The 24687-nt window shown below is 57.4% G+C and carries 24 protein-coding genes; 14 read left to right on the top strand and 10 right to left on the bottom strand.

What is annotated here, in order from left to right; translation table 11 throughout:
- The first annotated feature begins 28 nt into the window (after positions 1-28).
- On the top strand, positions 29-796 hold the full coding sequence (locus tag M5M_RS00275; protein ID WP_015045466.1) for a sterol desaturase family protein: 768 nt from the start codon (positions 29-31) through the stop codon (positions 794-796).
- A gap of 72 nt (positions 797-868) precedes the next feature.
- Here the strand turns inward: M5M_RS00275 and M5M_RS20895 are convergent, their stop codons facing one another.
- Positions 869-994 carry a hypothetical protein gene (locus M5M_RS20895; RefSeq protein ID WP_276324566.1) on the bottom strand — a complete coding sequence of 42 codons (126 nt, stop codon included), beginning with the start codon at positions 992-994 and terminating at the stop codon, positions 869-871.
- A gap of 242 nt (positions 995-1236) precedes the next feature.
- Between M5M_RS20895 and M5M_RS00265 the strand changes: the two genes are divergently transcribed.
- Positions 1237-2580 carry a lytic polysaccharide monooxygenase gene (locus M5M_RS00265; RefSeq protein WP_015045465.1) on the top strand — a complete coding sequence of 448 codons (1344 nt, stop codon included), beginning with the start codon at positions 1237-1239 and terminating at the stop codon, positions 2578-2580.
- 39 nt (positions 2581-2619) lie between these two features.
- On the opposite strand, the gene M5M_RS00260 is transcribed toward M5M_RS00265, so the two are convergent.
- From M5M_RS00260 to ccmA, 7 genes are read right to left on the bottom strand one after another with little or no spacing between them, the layout of a single operon-like run.
- Positions 2620-3150 (bottom strand): DsbE family thiol:disulfide interchange protein, encoded by a 531-nt coding sequence (locus tag M5M_RS00260; protein ID WP_015045464.1) that lies wholly within the window; start codon positions 3148-3150, stop codon positions 2620-2622.
- Positions 3151-3155: 5 nt separating this feature from the next.
- Positions 3156-5147, bottom strand: a complete 1992-nt coding sequence (locus M5M_RS00255; protein WP_015045463.1) for a heme lyase CcmF/NrfE family subunit — start codon at positions 5145-5147, stop codon at positions 3156-3158.
- Positions 5137-5616, bottom strand: coding sequence for a cytochrome c maturation protein CcmE (ccmE, locus tag M5M_RS00250; protein WP_024330536.1), 480 nt, complete (start codon positions 5614-5616; stop codon positions 5137-5139). The genes M5M_RS00255 and ccmE overlap by 11 nt, the downstream gene beginning before the upstream one ends.
- Positions 5617-5624: 8 nt before the next feature.
- Positions 5625-5831, bottom strand: a complete 207-nt coding sequence (gene ccmD, locus M5M_RS00245) for a heme exporter protein CcmD (protein ID WP_015045461.1) — start codon at positions 5829-5831, stop codon at positions 5625-5627.
- Positions 5828-6568, bottom strand: coding sequence for a heme ABC transporter permease (locus M5M_RS00240; protein WP_015045460.1), 741 nt, complete (start codon positions 6566-6568; stop codon positions 5828-5830). Before M5M_RS00240 ends, ccmD begins: the two co-directional genes overlap by 4 nt.
- A 50-nt stretch (positions 6569-6618) precedes the next feature.
- Positions 6619-7302, bottom strand: a complete 684-nt coding sequence (gene ccmB / locus M5M_RS00235; RefSeq protein WP_015045459.1) for a heme exporter protein CcmB — start codon at positions 7300-7302, stop codon at positions 6619-6621.
- On the bottom strand, positions 7299-7931 hold the full coding sequence (ccmA, locus tag M5M_RS00230) for a cytochrome c biogenesis heme-transporting ATPase CcmA (RefSeq protein WP_015045458.1): 633 nt from the start codon (positions 7929-7931) through the stop codon (positions 7299-7301). The genes ccmB and ccmA overlap by 4 nt, the downstream gene beginning before the upstream one ends.
- Positions 7932-8040: 109 nt before the next feature.
- Between ccmA and fliK the strand changes: the two genes are divergently transcribed.
- From fliK to M5M_RS00215, 3 genes are read left to right on the top strand one after another with little or no spacing between them, the layout of a single operon-like run.
- Entirely contained in the window at positions 8041-9468 is a 1428-nt protein-coding gene (gene fliK, locus M5M_RS00225; RefSeq protein ID WP_015045457.1) for a flagellar hook-length control protein FliK, read from the top strand.
- Positions 9465-9755 (top strand): EscU/YscU/HrcU family type III secretion system export apparatus switch protein, encoded by a 291-nt coding sequence (locus M5M_RS00220; protein ID WP_015045456.1) that lies wholly within the window; start codon positions 9465-9467, stop codon positions 9753-9755. Before fliK ends, M5M_RS00220 begins: the two co-directional genes overlap by 4 nt.
- A gap of 20 nt (positions 9756-9775) precedes the next feature.
- Positions 9776-10615, top strand: coding sequence for a sulfurtransferase (locus M5M_RS00215; RefSeq protein ID WP_015045455.1), 840 nt, complete (start codon positions 9776-9778; stop codon positions 10613-10615).
- Here the strand turns inward: M5M_RS00215 and msrA are convergent.
- Complete coding sequence (gene msrA / locus M5M_RS00210) at positions 10612-11235, bottom strand: peptide-methionine (S)-S-oxide reductase MsrA (RefSeq protein ID WP_016389124.1); 624 nt, start codon at positions 11233-11235, stop codon at positions 10612-10614. The genes M5M_RS00215 and msrA overlap by 4 nt on opposite strands.
- Before the next feature lie 162 nt (positions 11236-11397).
- Positions 11398-12684 (bottom strand): citrate synthase, encoded by a 1287-nt coding sequence (gene gltA / locus M5M_RS00205; RefSeq protein WP_015045453.1) that lies wholly within the window; start codon positions 12682-12684, stop codon positions 11398-11400.
- Between the two features lie 488 nt (positions 12685-13172).
- Here gltA and sdhC point away from each other — a divergent pair, with 488 nt between their 5' ends.
- The 9 genes from sdhC (at position 13173) to sucD (ending at position 24659) form a co-directional block, all read left to right on the top strand.
- Positions 13173-13547: a succinate dehydrogenase, cytochrome b556 subunit gene (sdhC, locus tag M5M_RS00200; protein ID WP_015045452.1), complete on the top strand. Its 375-nt coding sequence runs from the start codon at positions 13173-13175 to the stop codon at positions 13545-13547.
- Positions 13541-13909 (top strand): succinate dehydrogenase, hydrophobic membrane anchor protein, encoded by a 369-nt coding sequence (gene sdhD, locus M5M_RS00195; RefSeq protein WP_015045451.1) that lies wholly within the window; start codon positions 13541-13543, stop codon positions 13907-13909. Before sdhC ends, sdhD begins: the two co-directional genes overlap by 7 nt.
- A 3-nt stretch (positions 13910-13912) precedes the next feature.
- Positions 13913-15682: a succinate dehydrogenase flavoprotein subunit gene (gene sdhA / locus M5M_RS00190; RefSeq protein WP_015045450.1), complete on the top strand. Its 1770-nt coding sequence runs from the start codon at positions 13913-13915 to the stop codon at positions 15680-15682.
- 17 nt (positions 15683-15699) lie between these two features.
- Complete coding sequence (locus tag M5M_RS00185; protein WP_015045449.1) at positions 15700-16404, top strand: succinate dehydrogenase iron-sulfur subunit; 705 nt, start codon at positions 15700-15702, stop codon at positions 16402-16404.
- Positions 16405-16852: 448 nt separating this feature from the next.
- The gene (locus tag M5M_RS00180; RefSeq protein WP_015045448.1) at positions 16853-19687 is read left to right on the top strand and encodes a 2-oxoglutarate dehydrogenase E1 component; all 2835 of its coding nucleotides are present in this window, start codon (positions 16853-16855) and stop codon (positions 19685-19687) included.
- Between the two features lie 38 nt (positions 19688-19725).
- The gene (odhB, locus tag M5M_RS00175; protein ID WP_015045447.1) at positions 19726-20943 is read left to right on the top strand and encodes a 2-oxoglutarate dehydrogenase complex dihydrolipoyllysine-residue succinyltransferase; all 1218 of its coding nucleotides are present in this window, start codon (positions 19726-19728) and stop codon (positions 20941-20943) included.
- Between the two features lie 69 nt (positions 20944-21012).
- Positions 21013-22467 (top strand): dihydrolipoyl dehydrogenase, encoded by a 1455-nt coding sequence (gene lpdA, locus M5M_RS00170; RefSeq protein WP_015045446.1) that lies wholly within the window; start codon positions 21013-21015, stop codon positions 22465-22467.
- A gap of 153 nt (positions 22468-22620) precedes the next feature.
- Positions 22621-23787 (top strand): ADP-forming succinate--CoA ligase subunit beta, encoded by a 1167-nt coding sequence (gene sucC / locus M5M_RS00165; RefSeq protein WP_015045445.1) that lies wholly within the window; start codon positions 22621-22623, stop codon positions 23785-23787.
- Positions 23787-24659 carry a succinate--CoA ligase subunit alpha gene (gene sucD / locus M5M_RS00160; protein ID WP_015045444.1) on the top strand — a complete coding sequence of 291 codons (873 nt, stop codon included), beginning with the start codon at positions 23787-23789 and terminating at the stop codon, positions 24657-24659. Before sucC ends, sucD begins: the two co-directional genes overlap by 1 nt.
- The last annotated feature ends 28 nt before the right edge of the window (positions 24660-24687 follow it).

Here is a 24687-nt window from a genome sequence, read left to right as displayed (position 1 = left end):
CAAAGGCCCAAAAACAAAGGACTGCACCATGCCCGGCCCCATGGAAATTCTGCTCGACCCGGTATCGCTCGCCATCATCGGCCTTTATGCCGCGATTATTTTGTGGGAATCGCTGTTCCCTGCCCGCCCCCTACCCCGCATCAAAGGCTGGTACTTGCGCTGCGGTGTATTTTTCTGGATTTATTTTTTTCTGACAGCCTATCTGCCCATGTGGGTCGACCCTTGGTTGAGTCAGTTTCAGCTTCTGGATTTAACCCATTTAGGCACACTGGGCGGTGCCGCCGTTGCACTGCTGGTATTTGAAGCGGGCATTTATTTTTGGCACCGGGCCATCCACAGCAATAACTTTTTGTGGCGGGTGTTTCATCAGTTTCACCACAGTGCAGAGCGCGTGGATGCCTGGGGCACCTTTTACTTCAACCCCACCGATATGATCGGATTCTCACTGGTGGGCAGCATTGCACTCGCCCTGCTGATCGACGTTACCCCACAGGCAGTTACGGTCTTTTTACTGGTGGGAACTTTTCTGCAGCTGTTCCAACATGCCAATATCAAAACGCCCTATTGGCTCGGGTTTGTGATTCAGCGGCCGGAGAGCCACAGCCTGCACCACCAGCGGGGAGTCCATTACCGCAACTTTTCCGACTTACCGGTGTTTGATCTGCTGTTCGGCACCTTTGAAAACGGCCGGGGCTATCAGCAGGAAGCGGGCTTTTACCCTGGTGCATCCAACCGGATTGTGGACATGCTGCTGTGCAAAGACGTGTCGACGCCCCCGAAAACCTCAGCACCTTAAAGCCGCCATTGGGCTGAGTGAGGCATAAAAAAAGCGCCAGGTCGGCGCTTTTTCATTGATTGATGAATCCACTCAGGCTTTCTTCTCAGCCGCCTCAGCGTCCTGCTTGTAGTGACGCCACGCATAGCGTCCCACATACCAGAGCATCGCACAGGTGGCCGCAACAATTACCAAGCCATACGCAACAACGCCATCCATATACATAGTGCACCTCCCGCTGGGGTTCTGTGATTCGTTGGGATCATAGTAGCGCCAGCCGCTTGTGCGTATTTTGATCTCCATCAACAAAAACCGCGGTAGCTGGCACGAGAGTGCCCGCCTTTTCGGTTTATTTATGGCCAAAGTGGCCTTATTCTGAACAGCGATGACAACGTTGTCATCTCCAGTAGGCGTTCAACTGCCTGCTGCCCGAGAGAACTCAATCAAACAAGGAGTCAAACATGGCAATAACAAACATAAGCCACGCTCACTTCCTCACGGCACCGGCACTGGTCATGGCGCTGACCGGCCTGCTTGCCAGCCAACAGGCCACCAGCCACGGCTATGTGGAATACCCCAAGGCCCGGCAGCAATTCTGCGTGGATGACGGCGGCTACTGGTGGCCGGCGGACGGTTCAGGCATCCCTAACGCGGCGTGCCGCGCCGCTTTTCAGGTTTCGGGCGCCACACCGCTGACCCAGCACCACGAGTTTTCTGCAAACGTGGTGGACTACAATAACGCGGCCGCCGTCAGGCAAACGGTCAAGGATGGCAATCTCTGTGGCGCTGGCGACGCCAGTAAAGCGGGAATGAGTCTGGCCCACACGGATTGGCAGCGCACCCAGGTCAGTGGCCAGATCGATCTACTGTTTCACGCATCCACCCCGCACAACCCCAGCTTTTGGGAGGTCTATGTCACCAAACCGGGTTTTAATCCGGCAACACAGACGCTGGCATGGGATCACCTGGAGTTAGTGGCCACTCACGGCAATCTACCCGTGGTGAATATGAACGGGCATAAAATGTACAAGGTACCCGTGAACCTGCCGGCCGGCCGCGACGGCGATGCGATTCTGTTTACCCGTTGGCAGCGGGCTGACGAAGCCGGTGAAGGATTCTACAACTGCTCGGATATCCGCTTCAGCGGCACCACCCCGCCGCCGAGCTGGATCAGTGCCGGTTACTTTGTAAAAAGCACCGATGTGGCACAGCCGGGTGACGAGGTCTGGTTTCGGGTTTTTGATGCCAATGGGCAGGAGCAGGTGTTTGAAACCCTGGCCATCAGCTCAGCCAACAGTGACCAAGGTGTCTGGGCAGAGGCGTTGGCCGGTCGCGTAAATCAGCGTTACAGCGATGTGCAGGTGGGCATGCAGCAAGCCAACGGGCAGATAGTATTCGATAGCCAGAATCGGGTGGCCAATGAAATCTGGTTACAGAACAGCAGCGCCAGCGCTCGCGTGGATATCAAACACAATCAAACGCCAGGCTGTAGCCAAACCGACCCCAACGCGGGCAACTATCCTGCCTGGGAAGCACACCACGTGTACACCGCCGGCAGCGTGGTTGCGCACCAGCAGTTAGTGTGGAAAGCCAAATGGTGGAATTCCGGCAGTGAACCGGCACAAACCAACGACACCTGGGATTTGCTGAGCGACATCCCGCACGTGTGGATCAGTGGTAAAGCCTATCAGGCCGGTGCCGAAGTGGATCATGCCGGCCGGCAATGGCGCGCCAATTGGTGGACGCAATCGGAACCGGGCACCAGCAGCGATTGGACCGAGATCGGGCCGGCCAGCTGCCTCTGATTGTGGGGTAATTAACCTGAACGCTCAGGAGCCGGCCGGCTACTGGGCGTTCAATTGCTCCACGATCGGGCCAAGTGTGGTTTGCCACACCCTGTCGTCCACCACGCCCACGTGTTTGTAGCGAATGGTGCCGGTTTTATCGAGAACGTACGTCTCAGGCGCACCAAATACACCCAGGTCCAGTCCAAGCCGGCCGTCTGCATCGATCACCGACAGCTCGTAAGGGTTGTGCAGTTTCACCAGCCATTCCCGCGCGGCCCGGGGGTCATCTTTGTAATTCAGCCCCACAATGCGCACCCCCTGCTCTGCCAGCTTCACCAGAAACGGGTGCTCAACCCGGCAGGACACGCACCAGGTGGCCCACACATTCAACAGCGTCACCTGGCCCTTGAACAAGGACTCATCCACCGGCGTGCCTTCGTCTTCCAGTGTGGGCAATGAAAAGGCCGGCATGGGCTTATCGATTAAGGCCGACGGCATGGCGTTGGGGTCCAGGCTCAAACCACGCCAGAACAGGAGTGCGAGGCCGGCAAAAATAATTAACGGCAGAAACAGCTTTAACCGTTGCATTCTGGTCAGGCTCCTTGTGTTTGCCCGGGCACTGCTGTGCCGGCTTCACGCCGACTCTGCGCCACGCGCAGGCGGTAGCGTTTATCCCACAGCGTGGCAATGCCCGCCAACGTCATGAATATCGCGCCCAACCATATCCAGCGAACAAAGGGTTTGAAATGCACCCGCATGGCCCAATCACCATCGCCCAGCGGTTCGCCCATGGCCACATACAAATCGCGGAACAAACCGGCATCGATAGCAGCTTCGGTCATCAGGTTGCCGCCACTCAGGTATTTGCGTTTTTGGGGCCGCATTTCGGCGATCAGATCATCGCCTTTGGAGACCAGAATCACCGCCTCGTCGGCCAGGTAGTTCGGGCCGCGCACCTGGCGGATTTCGGTGAGCTCGAAATGGTAACCTTCAATATCCAAAGACTTACCGGCCGACATGCGCACATCGCGTTCTTCCGCATAGAGCGACACGAAAGCCACACCGATCAGCGTGACCGCCATGCCCAAATGGGCCAGATGCATGGCGAAGTAACTGACGGACAATTTTTTCAGTCCCGCCCACAGGGTTGCACTGTGCCGGGTTTTATTGCGCAGATCGCGCGCGGCGGCCAACACCATCCAGCTGGCAATGAATACGGCAATACTGGCTTGCCAGACATAGGGCGTTTCATACAACCAGGGCACCAGGGCGCCCAGCACAACAGCCGCTACGAAGGGCCAGCGCAACCACTGGAACAGTTCTTTTTCCGAGCTGCGTTTGTAATTCGTGAGCGGCCCCACCGCCAACAGAATACACAACACCCCCATCAGCGGGATGAAAAATTTATTGAAGTAAGGCGGGCCCACGGAAATTTTGCCCCAGCCCAGGGCATCGGCTATCAGCGGATACAGCGTGCCCAGCAACACAGTCGCCAGCACCACCACCAGCAATATGTTATTCGCCAGTAAAAACCATTCGCGCGAAATACCTACGAAGCTGGTGGCACTTTTAACCGCCGGCGCCCGCAGTGCATAAAGCGTGAGTGAACCGCCAATCACCACTAACAGGAAGGCGAGAATAAACAACCCGCGTTCGGGATCGGTGGCAAACGCATGCACCGACGTGAGCACGCCGGAACGCACCAGAAAGGTCCCCAGCAAACTGAGCGAGAAAGTGAAAATCGCCAGCAACAGTGTCCAGCTTTTGAACACGCCGCGTTTTTCTGTCACCGCCAGTGAGTGCATTAGCGCAGTGCCGGCAAGCCACGGCATAAAGGACGCATTCTCCACCGGGTCCCAGAACCACCAACCGCCCCAACCGAGTTCGTAATAGGCCCACCAGGAACCCAGTGCGATACCGATGGTGAGAAAGGCCCAGGCCAGATTGGTCCAGGGCCGCGACCAACGCGCCCAGGCGGAATCCAATTTACCGGAAATCAGCGTGGCGATTGCAAACGCAAAACTCACCGAGAAACCCACGTAACCCATGTACAACATGGGCGGGTGGATGATCAGACCAAAGTCCTGCAACAGGGGATTCAGGTCACTACCTTCTGAGGGCACTGAAGGCAACAGCCGATCAAAGGGATTGGAGGTGGTCAGCAAGGTGAAACTGATAAAACCCACCGCCACCATGCCCATTACTGCCAGCACGCGCGCGCGCATTTCGATGGGCATATGATGGGATTTAACGGCAACCGCAAACGTCCAAAGGGTCAGGATCAATACCCACAACAACAGCGAGCCTTCATGCCCACCCCACACGGCGCTGAGCTTGTAATACCAGGGCAGCAGGCTGTTGGAGTTATTGGCCACATACGCCACGGAAAAATCATCGGTGGCAAAGCTGTAGCTCAGACACACGAACGCCAGCGCCACAAACACAAACATGCCGGTGGCCATCGAGGGCGCCGTGGCCATCAGTAACCGCTGCTGATTGAAGCTGCCGATCAACGGCACCGTTGCCAACAGCAACGACAAACCGAATGCGAGGATCAGCGCGAAATGACCTAACTCAGGCACCATAATTCATTACCCCGCAGGCTTTCTGATGTTCAATGCCCTGGGCTTCGGCGTTTTTCTTCATGGTTTCGGCCACTTCCGGTGGCGTGTAGTTCTCGTCGTGTTTGGCCAGCACTTCACGCGCCTCAAAACTGCCGTCACCGTGCAGCTGACCATTCACCACCACCGCTTCACCCTCTGCAAACAAATCCGGCAAAATGCCCTGATAGGTCACAGTCACGTCGGCAATGCCGTCGGAAATCGCGAACGACACTTTCAGACTCTCGGGATCGCGTGCCACGGTACCCGGTACAACACAGCCGCCCGCGCGGATGGTTCTGTCTATGGGCGCTTCGCCGTTGACCAGTTTTTCGGGCGGATAAAACAGGTTGATGTTTTCACGCAGGGAATACACCACCAGGCTGATCGCCAGGCTGGAAAAAATCACCACAAACAACACCATGATCAAACGCTGTTTGCGCACCGGATGCATTGCCATAACTACTCCTGCTCTGCGGCCTGCTGAATTCTTGCTTGCTCTATCCGCGCCAAACGGCGCTGTTCGGCCAGCGCCTGTTTATGACTGCGCAGGGGCCACCAGATTAACAGGCCCCAGGTCACCAGGGTAATGGCGACCACCGACCAGACAAAGGGCCCGTGGTTGCCCATGGCCATGAAGGCCTCGAAGGAATCGAACTGAAATTTCATCCGGCACCTCCCAACGCCTTCACCCACTGGGTCTGTTTTTCACGCTGCACGATTTCTGCCCGGGTAAACAAAATCAACGCCAGCGCGTAGAAACAGTACATGCCCACGATCATCACCAGCAGCGGATAAAACATATCCGGGTGCATGCTGGGTGCTTCGGTAAATTTAATGGTGGCCGGTTGATGCAAGGTGTACCACCAGTCCACCGATTTGTAGATGATCGGAATATTGATCATACCCACCAGACTCAACACCGCACTGGCCTTGGCGGCAGCCTGCTGGTTGGTAAAGGACGCTTGCAAGGCAATCACCCCCACATACAGAAAAAACAACACCAGCATGGAGGTAATGCGCGCATCCCAGACCCAATAGGTGCCCCAGGTGGGCTTGCCCCAGATGGCACCGGAAATCAGCGCAAGAAACGTAAGCGCCGCACCAATGGGCGCTGCCGATTTCATCACCATATCGGCCAGCTTCATTTTCCAGATCAATCCCACGGCACCGGCAATGGCCATGATGTAATAACCAGCCAGTGCCAGAAATGACACAGGTACATGGATATAAATAATGCGAAAACTGTTGCCCTGCTTGTAATCCATGGGCGCAAAACCCAGGCCCCACACCAACCCCGTCAGCATTAACAACGCAGTCACCACTGCCAGATAGGGCAACCAGACGCCGGTTTTTTCATAAAACCAGCGCGGCGATCCCAATCGATGAAACCATTGCCAACCCACGTGTATTCCTCTTGTATTACTGCAATTCAACTGTTTGCTTACAGATTCACTTAACTGTCCGCAGAGATCCGCAGCCCGGCGGCAATGGCGAACGGCGCCAGCGCCACACTCAGGGCCAGAAACGCACCCAGCACCGCCAGTTGCCCGCTGTGGGCAAAGCCTTCAATGGCACGGCTGACCCCGTTAGCACCAAATATCAACACCGGCACGTAAAACGGCATAATGATCAGCGCAATCAACAGACCACCCCGCCGCAAACTGACGGTCAGTGCCGCACCGATCGCGCCAATAAAACTCAGACTGCCGGTTCCGATCAACAACGATAAGACCAACGGCACATAGCCCTCGGCCGGCAACGACAGCATCATGCCCAGCACCGGCGACAGCAGTGTCAGCGGCAGGCCGGTTACCAGCCAGTGCACCATCACCTTTGTCATCACCAGCAGTGGCAGCGGATGCGGGCTGATCAGTAATTGCTCCAGACTGCCGTCATCGCGATCGGTGCGGAATAATCCGTCCAACGAGAGCAACGTGGCCAACAAGGCCACCACCCAGATCATACCCGGCGCCAGCACCGCCAGCAGTTTTGCATCCGGACTGATGCCGATGGGCACCATAGTAATGACCATGACAAAAAAGATCACGGGATTAGCCCATTCGGACGAGGCCCGCACCGATTGCTTCAGCTCGCGGCTGAATTGGCGCCCAAGCGCGGTTCCCAGGCTCTCCGTCATGCGGACCTCCCGGGCTGGTAGTCACCGAGCCGCAGGGTTTTCAGTCCGTCGATCTGACAAGCCTGGTGGGTGGTCATGATCACGCAGCCGCCCGCCGCGGCATGCCCGACAAAGCGTTGCTCCAACGCAGCTACCGCTTTTACGTCGAGCGCAGTAAACGGTTCATCCAGTACCCACAGGGTCTGTTTGGATAAAGACAGTCGGGCCAGTGCGACTTTACGCATCTGGCCCGCCGACAGTCGATAGCAGGGCGCATCTTCAAACCCGAACAAGCCCACCCCGGCCAACGCCTGATCGAGCACAGTGTCGGGCACGCCGGGGCAGTATGCGGCGAGGTTTTCACGCGCGCTCAGGCTGGCTTTGATACCCGGCAAGTGGCCAATGTAGAGTAAATCACTGGCCAGCTCGAAACGCGCCCGCGATACGGGTTCCCCGCGCCAGCGCAACTCGCCACCGAAGCTGCGGCTGATGCCGGTGATTTGCCGCAACAAGGATGTTTTGCCCACCCCGTTGGGACCCTCAATGTGCCAGATTTCACCCTCGTTAAAACGGGCATTCAGGCCTTCAAACAGGCAACGGTTATCGCGCTCGCAACTGAAATTGACAAGGGAGAGCAGCGGTGCTTGCAATGGAGGTCCTTGAAACGCAGCCCGGCTGCGAAATGGTCAATGGGAGCCGGATTATAACCACCGCAGGCCGTACATTCACCCATTAGTGAACAGGCGCTATGCTGTAGGCATGAACAGCAGCCCGATCAATCCACTCCTGCCCCCGGGGGCCCCGTCTGCCGGCACCCCGTCCTGGCCGCTGATCAATGCCGAGGTGATCAGCAGCCAGCCGCTGACGCCGCTGCAAAAAAATTACCTCCATCAATTGCTCACCGGCACGCAACAAAGGACCCTGAGCACCCTGATGAACGCGACGGGAACAGCGACTGTCGCCACCGGACCCGCGACTCAGCCGCCCGCTACAGGCTCAGGCGCCGAACCGCATCTCACACGGTTGCTGATTGCGAGCCAGGCGCGCTGGTTGCTCACCGACAGGCCGCACACGCCCGGCAGTCAACTGCAGCTGCAGGTCACTCCACGGGGGCTGATACCGCAGACTGCAGAACCCCAACCCGCACCAACACCACGGGCTGAAGTGCCTGCGCCGGCAGCCTCGCCACCCGGACCAACACCGGGCACGCCTCAGCAAATACCACCCAAAGCGCTGAACACATTGATCGACCGCCTGCTGGCAAACAAAAGCCAGACAGCACTGAATACGCCACAAACAAAACAGCTGGCAATCAGCCAGCTTCTGCGCGCCGCCATCAGTCTGGCAAAACCCGCAGGGATCAGCGCACAATCCTTAACTCATTCGTCAACCATCAGCCAGAATCCACCACTGGCGCGCGCCCTGGCCCACACGCAGGTTTCCATCCCGGTCAATGCAGCCCAGGTCAAGGCCGCGATTCAGCAAAGCGGTTTGTTTGCAGAAGCCAATCTGCGCCGCGCGCTGGACGCACCGGATACAACGCCCACCGGCGCCGCGCCCTTCGCCGATACCAAGCTCCTGCTCTGGAGCCTGCTGGCGCTGACCAGCAAAGCGCCCGGCAGCGACCTGCTGCAGAAACTGCTGAATCTGCTGCAGTTACCCACGGAGATAACACCCGAACCAAAACAACTTCCACAACTGAAAGCCCAAATCCAGAGCTGGCTGGCCAACATCACCCGTCAGCAATTGCAGCTACTGGGCCAAACCCAAGTGGATGGTGCGGACAATCTACGCCTGCAACTGGAACTCCCGATCAAATCAGACCCGCACACCCTGCCGCTGTTACTGACCATTGAAAAACACTGGCGCCGCCCCGAGGATGACGCCCCGGCAGGCAACCGACGCCGCAAACCCGAACGGATCGCTGAATGGAGCTTCAGTCTGACTATCGACATTCCGCAACAAGGCGCGCTGGATGTTCGATTGCGCTCCGACGGCAAGCAACTGAACTGCACGCTGTGGACCGACCAGCCGACACTGGAATCCCACATCAATCAACGCCTCGGGCAGCTCGCCCGTGCGATGCAGGACGATGGCATTCAGGTCGGCCAGATCCGTTGTCTGGCCGGCCGCATGCCCGCAGGCCCCTCGCACACAAGCAGCCCACTGCTGGATACCCACGCATGACGGACGCCGAACAGGAACTGGTTGCCATCCAACAGGCCGTCGCCCTGCTGTACGACGGCAAAAGCGCACCCCGTCTGGTGGCCAAGGGCGAACACGCATTAGCCCGCGAGATCGTCGAACTCGCGCACACCCACGATATCCCCTTGTGCGACAATGCCGGCCTGGTTGCCTTGTTAATGCAACTGGAGCTGGATGAAGAAATTCCGGAAAATCTGTATCTTGCGGTGGCGCATATACTGGCCTTTGCCTTTGAATTGCGCGGCATAACGCCCGAGGACCTGCGCTGACGCCCAACCGAGCCGACACCATGCTGATTTCTGCTGCCGAACTTCACTTGTCCCTTCAAACGCCGTCGACACGCATCATCGATTGCCGCTTCGACCTGGCCAACCCCACTGCGGGGCGCGAGACTTACCTCAGCGGGCATATTCCGGGCGCACACTATCTGGACCTGAATCAGGATCTATCGGCGCCGGTAACGAAACATGGCGGTCGCCACCCGTTACCGGGCATCCGCGCGTTTGAACACAGGCTGCGCGCCCTGGGGGCGCAAACAGACAGCCAGTTCGTGCTCTACGACAGCAGCCGCGGTGCCTATGCGTGCCGGTTGTGGTGGATGCTGACCCGTGCCGGGATTACCAACGTGCGCCTGTTAGACGGTGGATTCAATGCCTGGCGGAACGGTGATTTTCCCTTTGAACAGGGCGAGCCCCCGACGACAGTCACCGGCAATATCCGACTGGCGGAGTGCTTTGCCGGCATCCAGACCCGCGAGCAACTCCTGAACCAACGGCCCTGCCTTGTGGACTCGCGCGAACCATCGCGCTACCGGGGCGAACAAGAACCTATCGATCCGGTGGCCGGGCACATTCCCGGCGCGCGCAACCTGCCCTGGCAGAGCGCCACCGACGAACAGGGCTTTTTTCTTGCACCCGACGCGCAAGCCGAACGCTGGCGAGCGGCGGGCATCGACCTGAGCGGCGATCCCGCCGTGGTTTACTGCGGCTCCGGTGTTACCGCCTGCGTGAACATTTTCAGTGCGGCGCTGACCGGAGCGGACACCGATCTGTATCCGGGCAGCTGGAGCGATTGGTGCAGTTACCTGACACCGGAAAACCAGTCGGCACTGGTCGCCACAGAGCGCTAAGGCATCAGGCACACACCAGTGCCACCCAAACCGCAGTAGCCCGCCGGGTTTTTCGCCAGGTATTGCTGGTGGTACTCCTCGGCATAGTAGAACGTGGGGGCCGGCGCGATTTCCGTGGTGATCTCGCCCAGTCCCGCTTCCCGCAGCCCGGCCTGAAAACGCTCAAACGTGGCTTGCGCCAACGCGGCTTGGGCGTCGTTCAGCGTGTAGATCACCGACCGGTATTGCGTCCCCAGATCACCACCCTGGCGCATACCTTGGGTAGGATCATGTACTTCCCAGAATACTTTCAGCAAGGCCTCGTAGCTTGTGATTGTGGGGTCGAATACCACCAATACCACTTCGGCATGGCCCGTATCGCCGGAACACACTTCTTCGTAGGTGGGATTAGGGGTATAACCGCCGGCATAGCCCACCGCCGTGGAATAGACTCCAGGCTGCTGCCAGAAACGCCGCTCTGCACCCCAGAAACACCCCAGACCGAAAATGGCCGTTTCCAGGCCTGCGGGAAAAGGCCCGACGATACTCACACCATTGACGAAATGAATACCGGTTATTTCCATCGATTCCGGCCGGCCTTTGAGCGCGTTGGCCGCATCCGGCATTTGCATTTTACCCATGAATTCCTCCACAACAGGCAACCCTTCCGCCTGTTTGCACTTAGATTAGCCCACATCGGGCATGTTACGAAGACGAACCAGCCAGTGCTGACCGCCACTTAAAAAACCGGTGCGCAGATAGAAAAAAACCCCGCTAAGCGGGGTTTTTTTCTGGTGCCTGTATCAGCGCTTGTCGACGGCGACAAAATCGCGCTTGACCGGGCCGGTATAGAGCTGGCGAGGACGACCAATCTTGTACGGATTGGAGATCATTTCGTTCCAGTGTGCAATCCAGCCCACGGTGCGACCAGTGGCGAAAATCACGGTGAACATTTCGGTGGGAATGCCGATGGCCTTCATGATGATACCGGAGTAGAAATCCACATTCGGGTAGAGTTTCTTCTCGATGAAGTATTCATCTTCCAGCGCAATTTTTTCCAGGCGCTTGGCGATGGCCAAGAGCGGATCATTTTCCAGACCCAGCTCAGCCAGCACTTCATCGCAGGTTTCTTTCATCACTTTGGCGCGGGGGTCAAAGTTTTTGTAAACGCGGTGACCGAAGCCCATCAGACGGAACGGATCGCTCTTGTCTTTGGCTTTGGCAATGTACTTGTCGATGTTGTCGACAGAGCCGATTTCTTCCAGCATATCCAGTACGGCTTCGTTGGCACCGCCGTGCGCCGGGCCCCACAAAGTCGCAATACCGGCGGCGATACACGCAAACGGGTTGGCACCCGAAGAGCCCGCCAGACGCACGGTAGAGGTAGACGCATTTTGCTCGTGATCCGCGTGCAGCAGGAAGATTTTATCCATCGCGCGGGCCAGAACCGGGTTCACTTTCGGATCGTCACACGGCGTGCCGAACATCATGTGCAGGAAGTTTTCTGAATAATTCAGGCTGTTGTCCGGGTACATGAACGGCTGACCGATGTGATGCTTGTAGCACATGGCCGCCAGGGTAGGCATTTTAGCAATCAGGCGATGCGCAGAAATCTGGCGATGCTCTGCATCGTTAATGTCGAGAGAGTCGTGGTAGAAAGAAGCCAGAGCACCAACAACACCCACCATAACCGACATGGGGTGCGCATCGTAACGGAAGCCGCGGAAGAAATTGGTCAGAGACTCATGCACCATGGTGTGGTTCATAATGGTGCTGACAAACTTTTCTTTCTGCTCTTTATTAGGCAACTCGCCGTTGAGCAACAGGTAACAGGTTTCCAGGTAATCGGACTTTTCTGCCAACTGTTCGATGGGGTAGCCGCCGTGCAACAGTACGCCATTGGCACCGTCGATATAGGTCAGCTTGGACTCACATGACGCAGTGGACATGAAGCCCGGGTCATACGTGAAGTATCCATTGGCTGTCAGACTGCTGACGTCGATAACGTCAGGGCCGGTTGAACCGGAGTATATGGGCAAATCTATGGGGTCACGCCCCTCTATTGCCAGTTGCGCTTTCTTCTCAGCCATCTTGGGACTCCTATTTCTGCAAGTTGTAATCGTCTCTTCTTCCGGGGCTTGCAAACCCTCTTTTATAGCACTAATGGCCTCGGGCTGACTGGCTCGGGCGGTCCTTAGAGCGCGCACAACTATAAAGTTAAGTTTGTTTTTGTCAAATGAATATCAGGATTATAGGCGCTTGTGAGCCCACTGCCCGCCGCGACTTTAGTCTAGTGCACGCCAGCCGATTGAGCATAAATCAACCAAGCCGGACAGGTTTCAAACGACCAAATGACAAACGCCTCCAGTTGTACGCAAGAAATGTCCGTTTTCCCGAAATTCAAGGACATAAGTACCGCAAGGTGTTTGTATTTTAGTGGGCGCCTCCTTATAATTTCGCGCGTCTTGCAGGGGGGGTAGCTGGTGATTCCGCCATTTGCTACCTATGCTAGAGGAATTTACGCCGTTTATGCGGCGCCTCGAACGGCCCGGATTCCGGGCAACAAGGTGTGACACAAGTGAACAAAAACAGACCTGTTAACCTCGACATCTCCACAATCAAACTTCCTATTACCGCTTATGTTTCTATATTGCACCGCATTTCTGGTGTTGCGCTGTTTGCCGGCGTCGCCATTCTGCTGTGGATGCTAGAAGCCAGCCTGTCTTCCGAAGCCAGCTTTACCGAGCTTAAGGAACACTTCCAGAATCCGCTGTGTAAGCTGATTTTGTGGGCCACTTTGGCCGCGCTGGCGTATCACATGGTTGCGGGCATCCGTCATCTGATCATGGATACGGGTGTAGGTGAAAGTCTTGAAGGCGGCCAGGCCGGTGCCAAGCTGGTTATTGCCATTGCCTTCATCATCATTGCTGCTCTGGGGGTTTGGATATGGTAACTGCCGTAACGAGTTTTGGCCGCAGCGGCCTGTACGACTGGTTGATCCAGCGTGTCAGCGCCATTGTCATGGCTGCATATACCGTCTTTATTACAGGCTTTGTAATGACAACGCCGGATCTGTCCTTTGACGTATGGCGCGCGTTGTTCGACACGCTATGGATGCGCGTATTTACACTGGCGACAATCATTTCTCTCGCCGCGCACGCCTGGATCGGCCTGTGGGCCGTACTGACCGACTACCTGACAGACCGCCTCATGGGTGCCAAGGCCACTGTGCTGCGCCTGTTTGCACAGGTGGTACTGGGAGCGGTCACCCTGACTTACACAGTCTGGGCCATTGAAATTCTCTGGGGGCATTGATTCATGGCTAACATGCGCACTATTTCTTTTGACGGCATCGTAATCGGTGGCGGCGGCGCAGGCATGCGCGCGGCGCTGCAGCTGGCTCAGTCCGGCTATAAAACCGCCGTTATCACCAAAGTATTCCCCACCCGCTCGCACACTGTGTCAGCCCAGGGTGGTATCACCTGTGCCATTGCCTCTGCAGACCCGCAGGACGATTGGCGTTGGCACATGTACGACACCGTCAAAGGCTCCGACTATATCGGTGATCAGGACGCGATCGAATACATGTGTTCCGTGGGCCCCGAAGCCGTGTTCGAACTGGAACACATGGGCCTGCCCTTCTCGCGTACCGAAGAAGGCCGCATCTACCAGCGTCCATTCGGTGGTCAATCCAAAGATTTCGGTAAGGGCGGCCAGGCTGCGCGTACCTGTGCGGCCGCTGACCGAACCGGTCACGCCCTGCTGCACACCCTTTACCAGAACAACGTCAAGAACAACACCGTATTCCTGAACGAGTGGTTCGCGGTCGATATCGTGAAAAACCAGGACGGCGCTGTGGTTGGCGTCATCGCCATCAATATTGAAGACGGTGAAGTGGTGTACGTGAAGTCGCGCGCCACCGTATTTGCCACTGGCGGTGCAGGCCGTATATACGCCTCCACCACCAACGCCCACATCAACACCGGCGACGGTATCGGCATGGCGCTGCGCGCCGGCTTCCCGGTACAGGACATCGAGATGTGGCAGTTCCACCCCACCGGTATTGCCGGTGCCGGTGTACTGGTGACCGAAGGTTGTCGCGGTGAAGGTGGTTACCTGATCAACAAGCACGGCGAGCGCTTCATGGAGCGTTACGCACCCAATGCCAAAGACCTGGCCTCGCGCGACGTCGTGGCCCGCTCCATGGTGCTGGAAATTCTGGCCGGCAACGGCTGCGGCCCGGACGGCGATCACGTGTTCCTGAAGCTCGATCACCTGGGCGAGGAAGTGCTGGAAAGCCGCCTGCCGGGTATCTGTGAGCTGTCGCGTACCTTCGCCCATGCTGACCCGGTGAAAGAACCCGTGCCGGTTGTGCCCACCTGTCACTACATGATGGGCGGTATCCCCACTAACGTGCACGGTCAGGCCCTGACCCACAAAGACGGCACCGATTCGGTGATTGACGGTTTCTACGCCTGTGGTGAAGTTGCCTGCGTATCCGTACACGGTGCCAACCGTCTGGGCGGTAACTCGCTGCTCGACCTGGTGGTATTCGGCCGCGCATCCGGCCTGTTCATTGAAAAAGCCCTGCGTGAAGGTGTCGAACATCGCGAAGCCAGCGAGTCCGATATCGAAGCGGCCATGGCGCGCCTGAACAAAATCAACACCTCGACCGGTGGCGAGTCGGCCCCAGCCCTGCGTAAAGAACTGCAGAGCATCATGCAGAATCACTTTGGTGTATTCCGCAAAGGCGAGTTCATGCAGGATGGCATCAAGAAGCTGGCTGAATTGCGCCCGCGCATTGAAAACGTCACGCTGGCAGACAAGTCCAACGCCTTCAATACCGCCCGTATCGAAGCGCTGGAACTGCAGAACCTGCTGGAAGTTGCGGAAGCCACTGCCATTGTGGCCGAAGAGCGCAAGGAATCCCGCGGTGCTCACGCGCGCGAAGATTTCCAGGAGCGCGACGACCAGAACTGGCTGTGTCACTCCCTTTATTTCCCAACCGACAAGTCGGTGGGCAAGCGTGCGGTTAACTTCACACCGAAAACGGTGGAAGCGTTCGAACCCAAAGCGCGTACTTACTGATTCGGGGAGCTACAGATATGTTGAAAGTTGAAATTTATCGCTACAACCCTGAGTCCGACAAAGCCCCTCATATGCAAACCTATGAGGTGGATACTCAGGGCAAAGACCTGATGGTGCTGGACGTGCTGGAGCTGATCAAAGCCCAGGACCCCAGCCTGGCTTATCGTCGCTCCTGCCGTGAAGGCGTGTGCGGTTCCGATGGCATGAACATCAACGGCAAGAACGGCCTGGCCTGCATCAAGCCTTTGTCCGAGTGTGTTGTAAATAACAAATTGGTTCTGCGCCCGCTGCCCGGCCTGCCGGTGATCCGCGATCTGGTGATCGACATGACCCAGTTCTATGATCAGTACAAAAAGGTCCAGCCCTACTTGCAGAACAGCACCCCTGCGCCCGCCATCGAGCGGCTGCAGACCCCGGAAGACCGCGAAAAGCTGGACGGGCTGTACGAGTGTATTCTGTGCGCCTGTTGCTCTACCAGCTGCCCGTCCTTCTGGTGGAATCCCGACAAGTTCATCGGCCCGGCCGGTTTGTTACAAGCCTACCGCTTTCTGGCGGACAGCCGCGACAACGCCACCGAAGAACGTCTGGCCAAACTGGATGATCCCTTCAGCGTATTCCGCTGCCATGGCATCCAAAACTGTGTGGCGGTTTGCCCGAAGGGTCTGAACCCCACGCGCGCCATTGGCCACATTCGCAATATGTTGTTACAACGGGCGGTATAAGCCCGGGGCGATAAGCCCAGAGTGTAGTAGCGCACTAACCCCCAACCCGTGTTGGGGGTTAGTCATAAGAAAATACAAGCGATACTGCCACCATTCCCGGAACCAAAGAGTACCGGATTGGTCTGAAAAGGTGCGGAACCCAGGCACCAGACCGCAGGATTACCGCCGGCGGCTGGCGCCCTACTGATTTTTCATCTGCGTTCGCGCAGGAACAGGACGGCGTTTCTTCAAAAGAGAACGCCCAGTTAATGACTAGTATTTGCTAGTAAGTAGCAGGGGTATGTCGGGCTCGGCCCGATCTACTGTGAGAGCTTTGGATCGCCATCGCTTTCAACGGGTAACCGCTTGACCGGTGCGCCGGTCCGGGAATGTGTACGCGCAATGTTCGCCATTGGATGCATTCACAGCCCTCACAGCTAGACGATGCCCCATCGACCAGGTGGGTAAAATGCAAGAAAGCATGTTGGAGCTGCTCAGGAAGTCTTCCCATATTTCCGATGGGAACACCGCCTATGTAGAAGATCTGTACGATACCTATTTACACGACCCCAAGGCCGTGTCAGAGGAATGGCGGCGCTATTTCGAGCAGCTGCCCCGCGTGGATGGTGTGCACGTTCAGGACACGCCCCACTCCGTTATTCGCGAACACTTTGAATTGCTGGGTAAAAACCGTGCCCGCCCCATTGCTGCCCCCGGTTCTGGCGGCGCCAACGTGGAGCACGAGCGCAAGCAGGTAAAAGTGGTTCAGCTGATCAGTTCATACCGGTTCCGCGGCCACCAGAAAGCCACACTCGACCCGTTGGGTCTGATGAAACGCGAGCAGGTGCCCGACCTCGACCTGAGCTTCCACGGCCTGACTCCCGCCGACCTGGATACCGTATTCCAGACCGGCAATTTGTTCATGGGCAAAGAAGAAGCGCCCCTGCGCGAAATCATCGATGTGCTGGAAAAGACCTACTGCGGCAATATCGGCCCGGAGATCATGCACATCACCAATTTCGCCGAGAAGCAGTGGCTGCAGCAGCGGCTGGAAAGCTCACGCTCTAATGCCGGCTTCAGCAACGAAATCAAACTCAACATTCTTGAGCGCCTGACCGCCGCCGAGGGCCTTGAGCGCCATCTGGATTCCAAATATCCGGGCACCAAGCGCTTCGGTCTGGAAGGCGGCGAAGCCATGATTCCCATGCTGGACGGCCTGATTAAAAGTGCCGGTGCGCACGGTGCCAAAGAGATCGTATTGGGCATGGCCCACCGCGGCCGCCTGAACACCCTGGTTAACGTGTTCGGCAAGAACCCGTCCGACCTTTTTTCCGAGTTCGAAGGCAAAAAACTGGTCACCACCTCCGGTGACGTGAAATACCACCAGGGCTTTTCCTCCAACATCATGACCCCCGGCGGCGAAATCCATTTGGCGATGGCGTTTAACCCATCGCACCTGGAAATTGTTTCTCCCGTGGTGGAAGGCTCCGTGCGTGCCCGTCAGGATCGCCGTTCCGATCCGACCGGCGATCGCGTGGTACCCATCGTGATTCACGGCGACGCGGCTTTTGCCGGTCAGGGTGTGGTGACAGAAACCTTTCAGATGTCACAAACCCGCGCCTACAAAACTGGCGGTACCATTCACCTGGTGCTGAACAACCAGGTGGGCTTTACCACCAGTTTCCGTGAAGACGCCCGTTCAACCGAATACTGTACCGATGTAGCCAAAATGATCGAGGCCCCGGTATTCCACGTCAACGGTGACGACCCGGATGCGGTCATGTTCGTGACCTTATTGGCCATGGATTATCGCTACGAATTCAAGAAAGACGTGGTAATTGACCTGGTGTGCTACCGCCGCCGTGGTCACAACGAAACCGACGAGCCGTCGGCCACGCAACCCTTGATGTACAAAAAAATCCGTTCGCACAAAACCACGCGCACTATTTATGCCGAGCGCTTGGTGAACGAAAAGGTGTTGACCGCGGAAGAAGCACAGGCCATGGCCGACAACTACCGTGCAGCGCTCGATCGCGGCGAGCACGTGGCTTCCGGCCTGGTGAGCGAGCCGGACAAGAGCATGTTTGTGGACTGGACGCCTTACATCGGCCACGACTGGACCGCCGCAGGCGACACCCGCGTGCCCATGAAAAAACTGCAGCAACTGGCACAGAAAATGTGCGAAGTGCCGAACGGCATCGTGGTGCAGCGTCAGGTATCCAAGATCTACGAAGACCGTATCAAAATGGCGGGTGGCGCCCTGCCCATTAATTGGGGCATGGCAGAAACACTGGCCTACGCCACCATTCTGGACGATGGTTATCGCGTGCGGTTAACCGGTCAGGACGTAGGGCGCGGTACCTTCTCGCACCGCCACGCCGTGATTCACAGCCAGAAAGATGCAGCGCGTTATGTGCCGCTGCAAAATATGAAGGACGATCAACCGCCCTTCGATATTTACGATTCGCTGTTATCCGAAGAAGCGGTACTGGCCTTCGAGTACGGCTACGCCACCACCACGCCCAACGCACTGGTGATCTGGGAAGCCCAGTTTGGTGACTTTGCCAACGGTGCGCAGGTAGTGATCGACCAGTTCATTACCTCGGGTGAACACAAGTGGGGCCGTTTGTGCGGCCTGACCATGCTGTTGCCACACGGCTATGAAGGCCAGGGCCCGGAGCACTCCTCCGCGCGTCTGGAGCGCTTCATGCAGTTGTGCGCCGAGCACAATATCCAGGTCTGCATTCCCACCACACCCGCGCAGGTTTTCCACATGCTGCGCCGCCAGGCCATTCGCCCCATGCGTCGCCCGCTGGTGGTGATGAGCCCCAAATGGATTCTGCGCCACAAGTTGGCCACCTCCACATTGGAAGAACTGGCCAACGGCCACTTCCACAATGTGCTGGCCGACACCACCGTCAACCCCAAAAAGATCAAGCGCGTGGTGCTGTGCTCGGGCAAGGTTTATTACCACCTGCTGGAAGCGCGCATGGAGCGTGGCCAGGACGATGTGGCACTGGTCCGCCTGGAACAGCTCTACCCCTTCCCCGAGGAAGAATTGCTGGCAGCACTCAAGCCCTACAGCAAGCTCACTGACTTCGTTTGGTGTCAGGAAGAGCCCATGAACCAGGGTGCCTGGTACTCCAGCCAGCACCACATGCGCCGCGTAATTTCAGATCTGTCTCCCAAGGCTTACCTGAATTTTGCCGGCCGTGAGGCTTCGGCAGCACCGGCGGCAGGCTACATGTCCCTGCACCTGGAAGAACAAAACAAATTCATCGACGACGCACTGACCGTTAAGTAACGGTCAACCGAATTGGCTAAGGCTAAGGAATACAAACAATGAGCATCGAAATCAAAGCACCCCAGTTCCCTGAATCTGTGCCCGATGGCACCATCGCTACCTGGCACAAAAAAGCCGGCGAAGCTGTAAGTCGCGATGAACTGATTGTTGATATCGAAACCGACAAAGTGGTTCTGGAAGTGGTGGCGCCCGCCGACGGCGTACTGGCTGAAATCCTGAAGGACGAAGGCGAAACCATTCTTTCCAACGAGCTGATTGCCCGTCTGGAAGAAGGTGCTGCGCCCGCAGCCTCCGCACCCGCGGCTGAAGCACCTGCCGCTGCCGCAGCACCCGCCGCCGGCAACGACAAACTGGTTAACCCGTCTGCGCGCAAAATGGCCGACGAAAACAACGTCAGCACCGACGCCGTGGCCGGTTCAGGCAAGGGTGGCCGGGTCACCAAAGGTGACGTAATCGATCACCTGAAAGGTGGCGCACCTGCTCCTGCGGCTGCCGCAGCGCCCGCTAAAGCCGCCGCGGCCAGCACCGGTGGCATCGAACTGCCCGCCGGCGATCGCACCGAGAAGCGTGTGCCCATGTCGCGCATGCGTGCACGCATTGCCGAGCGCCTGCTGGAAGCCAGCCAGTCCACCGCCATGCTCACCACATTCAACGAAGTGGACATGGGCCCGGTGATGGAACTGCGTAAGAAATACAAAGACCAGTTCGAAAAGTCCCACAACGGCACCCGTCTGGGCTTCATGGGCTTTTTCGTGAAGGCCGCGGCCGAAGCCCTGCGTCGCTTCCCCGCCGTTAACGCCTCCATCGACGGCAACGACGTGGTCTACCACGGCTACCAGGACATCGGCGTGGCTGTGTCCACCGACAAGGGTCTGGTAGTGCCCGTGCTGCGCAACTCCGAAAACATGAGCCTGGCAGATGTCGAAAACACCATCCGCGACTTCGGCCTGCGCGCCCGTGACGGCAAGCTGGGTATGGATGATATGATGGGTGGCACCTTCACCATCACTAACGGTGGTGTGTTCGGCTCGCTCATGTCCACGCCTATCCTGAACCCGCCGCAAACCGCGATTCTGGGTATGCACAAGATTCAGGAGCGCCCCATGGCCGTGAACGGCAAGGTGGAAATACGCCCCATGATGTATCTGGCACTGTCATACGATCATCGCCTGATTGATGGTAAAGATGCCGTACAATTCCTGGTTGCCATTAAGGACATGATCGAAGACCCGGCACGCATTCTGCTGGAAATCTGATTTAGCCCTTTAGCCTGATTTCTCGGGGAGCGGTGCTCCCCTAAACTTTTTCAGAATTGAGGACACAACATGTCTGAAAAATTTGATGTTATCGTGATTGGTTCCGGCCCCGCCGGTTACGTGGCCGCAATCCGCGCCGCGCAGCTGGGTCTGAAAACCACCTGTATTGAAAAGTGGAAAAACGCCGACGGTAAGGGCGTGAATGGCGGTACCTGTCTGAACGTGGGCTGTATCCCCTCCAAAGCCCTGCTGGACAGCTCTTACAAGTACCATGAAGCCAAGGAAGATCTGGGCATTCACGGTATCAGCACCAAAGACGTGAAAATTGACGTGCCTTCCATGATCGCCCGCAAGGCCGACATCGTGAAGAAGCTCACCGGCGGTATCGCTGCCCTGTTCCAGGCCAATGGCGTGAAATCCTACTACGGCACCGGCAAGCTGCTGGCCAACCGTGTAGTGGAAGTAACCGGCCACGACGGCAAAGTGGAAACCCTGTCTGCGGACAACGTAATCCTGGCGTCAGGCTCTATTCCCGTGAACATTCCTGTTGCCCCCGTGGACAACGACGTCATTCTGGATTCAACCGGCGCACTGGAAATTGATGCGGTACCCGAGCGCCTGGGTGTGATCGGTGCCGGCGTTATCGGCCTGGAGCTGGGTTCTGTGTGGAACCGGGTTGGCTCCAAAGTGGTGCTGCTGGAAGCCATGCCTAACTTCCTGGCCATGATGGATCAGCAGATTGCCAAAGAAGCCAAAAAGATTCTGGAAAAGCAGGGTCTGGACATCCGCCTGAACTGCCGCGTGACCGGCTCCGAAGTCACAGGCAAAGGCAAGAAAAAGTCCGTTACCGTGACCTACACCGATGCCGATGGCAAAGAGCAGAAAGAAGTGTTCGACAAGCTGATCGTGTGCGTGGGCCGTCGTCCTTTCACCCAGAACCTGCTGGCAGCAGATTCCGGCGTGAACCTGGACGAGCGCGGTTTTATTTACGTAAACGACCTGTGCTCCACGTCTGCCCCTGGCGTCTGGGCCATCGGCGACGTGGTGCGCGGCCCGATGCTGGCACACAAAGGCAGTGAAGAAGGCGTGGTGGTTGCCGAGCGCATCGCCGGCCAGAAGAGCATCGTTAACTACGACATTATCCCGAACGTGATCTATACCCACCCGGAAGTCGCCGCGGTCGGTAAGACGGAAGAACAACTGAAGGCCGAGGGCGAGCCCTACAACGTAGGACTTTTCCCCTTTGCCGCCAGTGGTCGCGCCATGGCTGCTAACGAAACAGCAGGTATGGTGAAGATTCTGGCACACGCGGACACAGACCGCGTGCTGGGTGCGCACATTGTGGGCCCCTCTGCTGCCGACTTGGTGCAGCAGGTTGCCATTGCCATGGAGTTTGGCTCATCTGCCGAGGATATCGGCATGACCATTTTCGGTCACCCGACTCTGTCCGAGGCGGTGAAAGAAGCGGCCCTGGCGGCGAATGGCCACGCCATTCACATTGCCAACCGCAAAAAGCGCAAATAATAACAATACGGCGTAGAGCGCGCGGTGATTGCACCGCGCAAACAGGGGGTCGGCTCCGGCCGACCATCACAGGTACAGCGTATTGTGACGAAGAGGCGAACAGAGTTTTGCTCGCACCAACAAACGCATATCGCATAAAAGTGGAACGACATCATGAATTTGCATGAGTATCAGGCAAAGCAGTTGTTTGCCGAATACGGTCTCCCGGTGTCCAAAGGCGTTGCCGCCGAAACACCGGCTGAAGCCGTTGCAGCCGCTACCGAAATCGGTGGTGACAAGTGGGTAGTCAAGGCCCAGGTTCACGCGGGTGGCCGCGGTAAAGCCGGCGGCGTTAAGCTCGTCAGCTCCAAGCAGGAAATCGAAGATTTCGCCAAGAAGTGGCTGGGCAACAACCTGGTTACCTATCAGACAGACGAAAAGGGTCAGCCCGTTTCACGCATTCTGGTGGAATCCTGTACCGACATCGCGCAGGAACTTTACCTGGGTGCGGTAGTAGACCGCGCCAGCCGTCGCATCGTTTTCATGGCCTCCACCGAAGGCGGCGTTGAAATCGAAAAAGTGGCGGAAGAAACACCCGAAAAAATTCTGAAGGCCACCATCGATCCGCTGGTAGGCGCACAGCCCTACCAGGCGCGCGAGCTGGCGTTCAAACTGGGCCTGAACAACGACCAGGTGAAGCAATTCACCAAGATCTTCCTGGGTCTGGCCAAGATGTTCCAGGACTATGACTTCGCCCTGCTGGAAATCAACCCGCTGGTGATCACCGACCAGGGCAACCTGCACTGCCTGGACGGCAAGATCAACATCGATGGCAACGCCCTGTTCCGTCAGCCCAAGATCAAGGAAATGCACGACCCTTCCCAGGACGACGCCCGTGAAGCACGCGCGGCCAAGTGGGAACTGAACTACGTGGCCCTCGATGGCAACATCGGTTGCATGGTGAACGGTGCCGGTCTGGCCATGGGTACCATGGACATCGTGAAGCTGCACGGCGGCCAGCCTGCCAACTTCCTGGACGTGGGCGGTGGCGCTACCAAAGAGCGCGTGGTTGAAGCGTTCAAGATCATCCTGTCCGACGAAAACGTCGAAGCAGTTCTGATCAACATTTTCGGTGGTATCGTGCGTTGTGACATGATCGCCGAAGGCGTGATTGGTGCAGTGAAAGAAGTGGGCGTAAAAGTACCTGTGGTTGTACGCCTGGAAGGTAACAACGCAGACTTGGGTGCCAAGGTACTGAGCGACAGCGGCCTGAACATCATCGCTGCCACCAGCCTGACCGATGCCGCACAGCAAGTTGTTAAAGCGGCGGGAGGCAAGTAATGAGCGTATTAATCAACAAAAATACCAAGGTTATCTGCCAGGGTTTCACTGGTAGCCAGGGTACTTTCCACTCTGAGCAAGCCATTGCCTATGGCACCCAGATGGTTGGCGGTGTAACGCCCGGCAAAGGCGGTACCACCCACCTGGGCCTGCCCGTATTCAACACCGTGAAAGAAGCGGTTGAAGCCACTGGCGCCGACGCCTCTGTGATCTACGTACCTGCGCCCTTCTGTAAGGATTCCATCCTGGAAGCGGCCAACGCCGGTATCAAACTGATCGTGTGTATCACTGAAGGCATCCCCACTCTGGATATGCTGGAAGCCAAGGTTAAGGTAGACGAGCTGGGCGTGACCCTGATCGGCCCTAACTGCCCCGGCGTGATCACCCCCGGCGAGTGCAAGATCGGCATCATGCCCGGTCACATTCACCTGCCAGGTAAAGTGGGCATCGTGTCGCGCTCCGGCACCCTGACCTACGAAGCCGTGAAGCAGACTACCGATTACGGTTTCGGCCAGTCCACCTGTGTGGGCATCGGCGGTGACCCTATCCCCGGTTCCAACTTCATCGACATCCTCAAGCTGTTCCAGGAAGACCCCGCCACTGAAGCGATCGTGATGATCGGTGAAATCGGCGGTTCAGCGGAAGAAGAAGCGGCCGCCTTCATCAAGGCCAACGTGACCAAGCCCGTTGTTTCCTACATCGCCGGTGTGACCGCACCCGCTGGCAAGCGCATGGGCCACGCTGGCGCCATCATCGCCGGTGGTAAAGGTACCGCCGACGAGAAATTCGCCGCATTGGAAGATGCCGGCGTGAAAACCGTACGCAGCCTGGCTGACATCGGTGCTGCACTGAAAGAAGTTACCGGCTGGTAAGTTTTCAGTGTTGCAGGAAAGGGCCGCC

The sequence above is a fragment of the Simiduia agarivorans SA1 = DSM 21679 genome, assembly GCF_000305785.2.
In the GTDB taxonomy this organism is placed as follows: Bacteria; Pseudomonadota; Gammaproteobacteria; order Pseudomonadales; family Cellvibrionaceae; genus Simiduia; species Simiduia agarivorans.
The sequence above is the reverse complement of the archived record's forward strand: the minus strand, read 5'-3'. Positions and strand labels throughout refer to the sequence as shown.